The following is a 6,943-nucleotide window of genomic DNA, read 5'->3' on the forward strand; positions in this document are numbered from 1 at the left end:
CGAGGAAGCGGGAGAACGGGAGGAACCCCAGCGGTGCGGCCACGGAGGAGGACATCATGCGGGATCTCGCAACGGACCTGATCGGCTGGCAGGAAGAGGGAGCCGCTTACGCGGTGGCCACCGTCGTCTCGGCGCACGGCAGTGCGCCGCGGATGCCGGGGGCCGCCATGGCCGTCCACGCGGACGGCCGGGTCGTCGGCAGCGTCTCGGGCGGCTGCGTCGAGGCCGCGGTCTACGACCTGGCACAAGAGGTCCTGGCCACGGGCACGCCTCGGCTGGCCCGCTTCGGCTGGACCGAGGACGACGCCTTCGCGGTCGGCCTCACCTGCGGCGGGACGATCGAGGTCTTCGTCCAGGCGGTCTCCGCAACGGAACCGGTCGCGTGGGCCCTGCGGGCGAGTGCGGCCGGTCGTCCGGTCACCCTCGCGCGGGTGCTCAGCGGCCCGCTCGCCGGGGCCGCGGTGGCCGTGTCCGACGACGCAGTCCGCGGCGGAACCGGCGATCCCGGGCTCGACGCGACGATGACCGCGGACGGGCGGGCCATGCTGGCCGGCGGCGGCACGGACACCAGGGAGTACGGCCCTCACGGGGCATGCGAGGGCGACGAGGTCCGGGTGCTGTACGAGCCGTGGACGGCGCCGCCCCGCCTCCTCGTCTTCGGAGCCCAGGACTACGCCGCGGCCGTCACCCGCGTCGGACGCTTTCTCGGCTACCGCGTGACCCTGTGCGACGCGCGCGCCACCTTCGCCACGCCCAGCCGGTTCCCGGACGCCCACGAGGTCGTCGTCGCCTGGCCGCACCGGTATCTCGCGACGACGCCGACCGACCGCCGTACGGCGGTGTGCGTGCTGACCCATGACGAGAAGTTCGACATCCCGCTGCTCGCGGACGCGCTGACGCGCGACCTCGCGTACGTCGGCGCTCTCGGCTCCCGGGCCACCCACGCCGCCCGGCTGGAGCGTTTGCGGCAGGCGGGTGTGACGGCCCGGCAGCGTGCCCGGCTACGCGCCCCCATCGGCCTCGACCTGGGGGCCAGGACGCCCGAGGAGACCGCCGTCGCGATCGCCGCCGAACTCGTCGCCTGCCGCCGCGGCGGAACGGGCCGACCGCTCTCGACGCTCGAAGGCCCTATCCACGCCCGGCCGGACGGGCGCCAGGACCCGTCCGGCCTGCTGTCGCCAGCGGCAGGATGATGGTGTCGACGATCTCCTCCAGCGTCGCGGACGGGACGGGCCCCATGGTCCGGGTGATCTCGACGGTGAAGAGATCGAAGGGCAGCGAACGGATCCGCGGGGTGAGCGACTCACGGTCGACCTCGCCGCGTTCCACGGCGGCCTCCCAGATCTCGTCCAGATTGCCGGCCATGAGCGTGATCAGCGTCTGGGGGGACGTTCCCGACTCCTTCGCGAACGCCGCGAGACGCGTCTGGAACACGGTCGCCATCTCGCTCCGCGTGCCCCTCTTCTCCTCCAGGTACGCCAGCAGGTCTCCGCGCAGGGTCCCGGTGTCGGGCAGGGCCGGGCGGTTCTGTTCGAGCCAGTGGCGTATGGCGGCGAGCACCAGCTCCCGGCGGTCGTTCCAGCGCCGGGCCAGCACGGGCCGGCTGGTCCCGGCGCGTTCGGCCACCGACTCCAGGCTCAGATTCTCGTAGCCCTTCTCCAGGAGTTCCTCCCAGGCGGCCGACAACAGGGCGCGGTCGAGCACCTCGCCCCTGCGGCGGGTCCGCTTGTCCGGCACTTCGTCCCCCATGAGACCGACCTGCGTACGTGGCTTGTCCAGTGCTGAGCCCTCACTATAAGCAGCCGGCTCCCGGCTCCCGCCTCCCGCCTCCCGCCTCCCGGCGCCCGCCGGGCCGGCGCGGCGCCCCGACGGCGCTCTCCGCCGCTGCGTGGCGCGGCGGCGCTCCGGCGGCGCTCCGGCGGCGCTGCGGCCGGAACCCCAGCGGCAGGGGCGGACCTCGATCTTGCCCGTTTGCTCCCCCGGTGCCCGTACGCCCGGGAAAGCCGCGGTCGCCGCGGTCGGGCCGTTCGCCGGGGCCGAACCATCATGGGCGGTGGCGGCCTGCCCGCAGCCCGCCCGAGGCGGCGGGGGACGGCGTCGGCGGCGGAGCGTCCGTTCGACGGAGCAGGACCCGACGACCCGAGGGGACGATGGACGTGAGCACCGAGCCCGCACACGACGGCACCGCGACGGCAGCGCATCCGGGGCGGCTCGATCTCGCCGACCGCATCGACGACGGCGAGACCTTCGACTACATCGTGTGCGGCGCCGGCTCCGCGGGTTCCGTCGTCGCCGGCAGACTCGCGGCCGACCCCGATGTCACCGTGCTGCTCGTGGAGAGCGGCGGCGACGACGACGCCGACACCGTGCGCGATCCGGACCTGTGGCCGCTCAACCTCGGCGGCGAGCGGACATGGGGCCATGTCACGGAGCCGAACCCGCACCTCGACGACCGCCGGCTGGCCTACGCGACGGGCCGCGGGCTGGGCGGCGGCGGGGCCGTCAACGCCGGCGTGTGGGCCCGCGGGCACCGGAGCGACTGGGACTCCTTCGCCGAGGCGACGGGCGACCCGGGCTGGGACTACGCCCACGTGCTGGAGGTGTACCGCAGGATCGAGGACTGGCAGGGCGCGCCCGATCCCGAACGCCGGGGCAGCGGCGGTCCCCTGCGCGTCCGGCCGGCGCAGGACGTGCACCCGCTGTTCACCGCCTACCTGGACGGCGCCCAGAGCGCGGGGTTCCCCCGCTTCGACAGTTCCAACGGCGCCATGATGGAGAAGGACACCGGCTGCTCCGTCCGTGAGGAGAACATCCACGCGGGGCAGCGCCAGACCCCCTTCCGCGCCTACGTCGCCGGCCTGGTGGGCCGGCCGAACCTGACCGTCCTGCCGCACGCGACCGTCTCCCGCGTCCTGCTCGCCGGCCGCCGCGCCGCAGGCGTCGAGATCGTCCACGACGGGAGGACGCTGCGGGCGAACACGTCGCAGGAGGTGGTCCTCTCCCTCGGCGCGATCGGCACGCCGGCCGTCCTCATGCGGTCCGGGATCGGCGACGAGGCCGAACTGCGCCCCTTCGGCATCCCGACCGTCCAGCACCTGCCGGGCGTCGGCCGCAACCTCGACGACCACATGCGCCTCGGCTGCGTGTGGGAGGCCAAGGACGTGCCGATGCCCCTGCCCACGCGCAGTCAGGCGGTCTGCGTATGGAGCGACGCCACCCGTCCGGGGGCGCCGGAGTTCGTCATGTACCTCTCCCCCACCGCCTCGGTCTCCGCCGAGAGCGCCGACCGGTTCCCGCTGCCGGACCGGAGTTTCACCCTGATGGCGGCCATGCGCCCGCGCGCCGGCAGCCGCGGCCGGGTGCGGCTGGCGAGCACCGATCCGCTGGCCGGGCCGCGTATCGAGACGAACTTCCTCGCCGACCCCGACGACCTGCGGTCCGCCCTGTCCGCCGTCACCATGGCCCGGGAGATCGGCAACTCGGCCGCGCTGCGCCCGTTCGCCGAGCGGGAGGTGTCCCCCGCGACGTCCTCCAGGTTTGTCCGCGAGGAGTTCGTGCGCAGCTCCGTCGAGACCTTCTGGCACCAGAGCGGCACGGCCCGGATGGGACGCGACGGCCTCGCCGTGGTGGACAGCCGCCTCAAGGTGCACGGCGTCGACGGCCTGCGGGTCGCCGACGCCTCGGTCCTCCCCCACGTGACGGTCGCCAACACGATGGCCCCGTCCATGGTCGTGGGCGAGCGCGCCGCCGAGATGATCGCCGCCGACCGCGGCTGACGGACGCGGGGTCCCGCGGGACCGCCCGGAAAGCGGGTGGCCCTCACGACGGAGGGGAGAAGCGACGTGCGTACGGTGCTGGACGACGAAGTCGACGTGTCCTACAGCCAGATCTACGTGGAGAGCCGGCACGCGTCCGAGTTCGACGACGTGAGCGAGGCGTTCGGCGGCCAGCGCAACGGGCTGTGCGGTGCGGCCTGGCCGGGTGTGATGTGGCTGGCGACCGGGCTGTACTACGGCCGGGTCGGTTTCCGGGTCGAAGTGCACCGCAAACGGCCGGCCGTGGACCTGGGGTGGGAGGAGATCGTCGAGGCGTCCTACCGTCCGGCGGGTGACGCCTCGTTGGTGGAGTGGGGCGGCGGGAACTCCTGGGACCTGGGCCTGGCGGACACCGACTACCGGGTCCGGTACTCGGCCTCCGGGATGGACCGCGCGGCGGCGGCGTACCGTCGCGGCGACCGGGAGCCGGTGATCGACCGCTACCTGCTGCAGTTCTGGCCCTGCGCGCCGGAACCGGACGTGGTGGTCAAGCAGACCGCCCGGGCCGCGGTCTACTGGCACGAGCGGGTCAGCACGCTGCCGCCGCCGGTCGTGCCGGATGTGGGCCGGCAGGCCCGTCGTCCATGACCGGGCGCTCGCCGCGCTGAGCCCGGGCCGCAGGCCGGGTGAGCCGGGCCCGCAGGTCGCGCTGAGCCCGGCCAGAAGGCTGGGGTGAGCCGGGCCCGCAGGTCGCGGTGAGCCCGGTCCGAAGCCCGCAGTGAGCCCGGTGCGCGCCCGGCCGCCGGCTACGCGCCCGTGGCCTCCGCAGGGCAGATCTCGATCGCGCTCATCCGGTCGACCCTGACGTAGACGCGGTGGTCCAGCTCGTTGGCGACGACGCGGGACAGGACCACCGCCGCGGCCATGCGGTGCGCGCTTCCCATGCGGAGCTCCAGCCGGAGGTTGGCCGGGTTCCGTCCCTCGGCGGCCCACCGGGAGCGGATGGTCTCGGCCACCTCGGCGCCGAGCCGGTGGGCGAACTCCTCACCCTGGGCCACCAGGCGCGGGTCCGCGCTGCTCAGCACGCCCTGCACCTGTTCCAGCGCCTCGGCGGGCAGGCCGTCGGGCGCGTCGAAGGTGTACGTGTCGGTCGACCGGGGCTGGATCGACAGCGACAGCGACAGCGCGGAGCGGGGCACCGCCGGCTGCTCCTGCGGAGCGGGCGCCGATGCGCCGGAATCCGCGGGACGGACCACCGCCGCTCCGTCCGGCGCCGTGTCGCCGAAGATGTCCGGCAGGGACTCCTCCAGGCCGTCGGCCAGGTGGTACGTGCCGGTCGCGTCGGGCTCCTTCTGCACCGGGAGCATGCCGTAGAGGCCGGCTGGGGCCTGGACCCGCAGGATGCCGCGCGGGCCCCGGAACTGCAGTTCCAGGTCGAAGCTGTAGTAGCGGAACCGGCGGGTCTCGATCCGGTTGTCCATCTCGATCCCGTCGCGGCGTCCTTCGTACTCGGTGGAGTCGTCGAACGAGACCTCGGCAGGCAGCATGGCGAGGAAGGCCTCCTCCCCGGGCTCGCCGCCGGCGGCCTGCGGACCGAGGGAGTAGAAGAAGCCGCCGCTGTTCTTGACCGTGTCGACGGTCTCCTCGTCCATCTGGACGTACCGCCGCGCCTTGAACACCGCGCCGTCCTTCGGCCCGATCACCTCGGCCCTGCGGATGTTCATGCCCACCAGGGCGGTACGGTCGCCGGCTCGGAGGTTGCCCTTGCCGGTGCCGCGGGTGACCACGTCGTCGCGTCCGACCGGCGCCTCGTACACGTGGGCGAGCAGCTCCAGGATGTTGGGGAGCAGCATCGCGGCGCTGGTGAAGTTCTGGTAGCGCAGGCCGCGCACCGTGCTGAAGTCCAGGCCCGGTATCCGCCAGGCGCCGTCCGCCGACAGATCGGCCGGCGGCCTGAACGGCGCGGCGGCCAGCGCCGCCCACCGGTGCACCGCCGCCGCGCCGGGGAAGGCGAACGGGTGCAGCGCGTGCGCCAGCTTCTCCCGCGGGGTGGTGGGAGTCCGGTCGCGGTCCGGGGAGGACAGGTCCGGGGTGATCGGGGCCAGGTGCCAGGCCGCGCCGGTGCCGTGGACCGGTTCGAGGCGGGGCCGGCCCTTCCTGGACCAGGTGGGCGGGCACGAGGACCCGGAGCGCGCCGGCCATGCGCGCCTCGTCCGACCGGGCGAGCGGCCGCGCCTGGTACCAGAGATCGGCCATCTCCCTGCCGTACCGCAGGAGGTCGGCGCCGTGCAGCAGACCGGCCCGGGTGGTTCGCAGTGCGACGGCGACCGCCTCGGGCAGTTCGGTGCTGACCGCCAGGTGCACGGTGAAGACCAGCGGATGCTCGAACTCGTGCGACTCGTCGGGGTTGACGCGGAAGATCTTCTGCACCTTCTCGGCGTCCTCGGCCGAGCGCTCGGTGGCGTGCCGGTAACCGGCGCCGCCTTCCAGGCCCCCGAGCCCGGTGTCCTTGCCGCCCTGGACATGGCCCTCGACGCCCCCGCCGTAGCGAGTCTCCCGGGACTTCGTGCGGGACGGCACGTCCTGCCCGTGGGCCCGCAGGGTCAGCTTCACCTCGGGTCGCGGACGGTCGGAGGTGTGGGGCAGGACCTGTGCGGTGACCTTGATGCCGAGGTAGCGGGTGGAGCCGAACGCCCCCGGCAGCGGCAGCGGCAGCCATCGCACCACACCGGCGTCGCTCAGCAGCATCGTGTACTGGGCGCGCAGCGCCTCGTTGCCGAAGGACGCCTCCAGTTCGTGCAGCGGCAGGTTCGCCCGCTCGACGCCGTCCTTCTTCTCGGTCCGCAGGACTCCGTTGTGACGCAGCGTCGTCTTGATCCAGTCCAGCACGTCGCCGCCGCGCAGCCGCTCGGGGTAGCCGGTGCCGGGCAGCAGGGCGGGGTGGACGTGGCGCGGCATGCGCGGCGACGGCGTCTCCAGCGGTGCGAGCCCTGCCAGTGCGGCCAGCCCCAGGTCGTGGACCAGCCGTTCGGGCACGAGCGTGTCGAGCCCGTGCCCGACCCGCAGGTAGCGACTGGTCGACGTGAGACTGCTGCCCTTCCAGCGCAGCAGGGTCACCTCGAACACCGGGTCCATCCGGAAGCCGTACTCGGCGCCGCCGTACACCGCCCGGGAGACGGAGACTCCGG

The 6,943-nt window shown here is 73.9% G+C and carries 6 protein-coding genes; 4 read left to right on the plus strand and 2 right to left on the minus strand.

What is annotated here, in order from left to right:
* Positions 1-56: 56 nt before the first annotated feature.
* The gene (locus VSR01_RS09565; RefSeq protein WP_326448824.1) at positions 57-1,193 is read left to right on the plus strand and encodes an XdhC family protein; all 1,137 of its coding nucleotides are present in this window, start codon (positions 57-59) and stop codon (positions 1,191-1,193) included.
* Here the strand turns inward: VSR01_RS09565 and VSR01_RS09570 are convergent.
* The gene (locus tag VSR01_RS09570; RefSeq protein ID WP_326448825.1) at positions 1,129-1,749 is read right to left on the minus strand and encodes a TetR/AcrR family transcriptional regulator; all 621 of its coding nucleotides are present in this window, start codon (positions 1,747-1,749) and stop codon (positions 1,129-1,131) included. The two genes, VSR01_RS09565 and VSR01_RS09570, sit on opposite strands and share 65 nt — an antisense overlap.
* Positions 1,750-2,156: 407 nt before the next feature.
* Between VSR01_RS09570 and VSR01_RS09575 the strand changes: the two genes are divergently transcribed.
* Positions 2,157-3,776, plus strand: a complete 1,620-nt coding sequence (locus tag VSR01_RS09575) for a GMC family oxidoreductase (RefSeq protein ID WP_326448826.1) — start codon at positions 2,157-2,159, stop codon at positions 3,774-3,776.
* Positions 3,777-3,842: 66 nt separating this feature from the next.
* Positions 3,843-4,403 carry a hypothetical protein gene (locus tag VSR01_RS09580; protein ID WP_326448827.1) on the plus strand — a complete coding sequence of 187 codons (561 nt, stop codon included), beginning with the start codon at positions 3,843-3,845 and terminating at the stop codon, positions 4,401-4,403.
* A 158-nt stretch (positions 4,404-4,561) separates the two neighbouring features.
* Here the strand turns inward: VSR01_RS09580 and VSR01_RS09585 are convergent, their stop codons facing one another.
* The gene (locus VSR01_RS09585; RefSeq protein ID WP_326448828.1) at positions 4,562-5,746 is read right to left on the minus strand and encodes a hypothetical protein; all 1,185 of its coding nucleotides are present in this window, start codon (positions 5,744-5,746) and stop codon (positions 4,562-4,564) included.
* Positions 5,747-6,435: 689 nt separating this feature from the next.
* Here VSR01_RS09585 and VSR01_RS09590 point away from each other — a divergent pair.
* Complete coding sequence (locus VSR01_RS09590) at positions 6,436-6,615, plus strand: hypothetical protein (protein WP_326448829.1); 180 nt, start codon at positions 6,436-6,438, stop codon at positions 6,613-6,615.
* The last annotated feature ends 328 nt before the right edge of the window (positions 6,616-6,943 follow it).

Source organism: Actinacidiphila sp. DG2A-62, assembly GCF_035825295.1.
GTDB lineage: Bacteria > Actinomycetota > Actinomycetes > Streptomycetales > Streptomycetaceae > Actinacidiphila.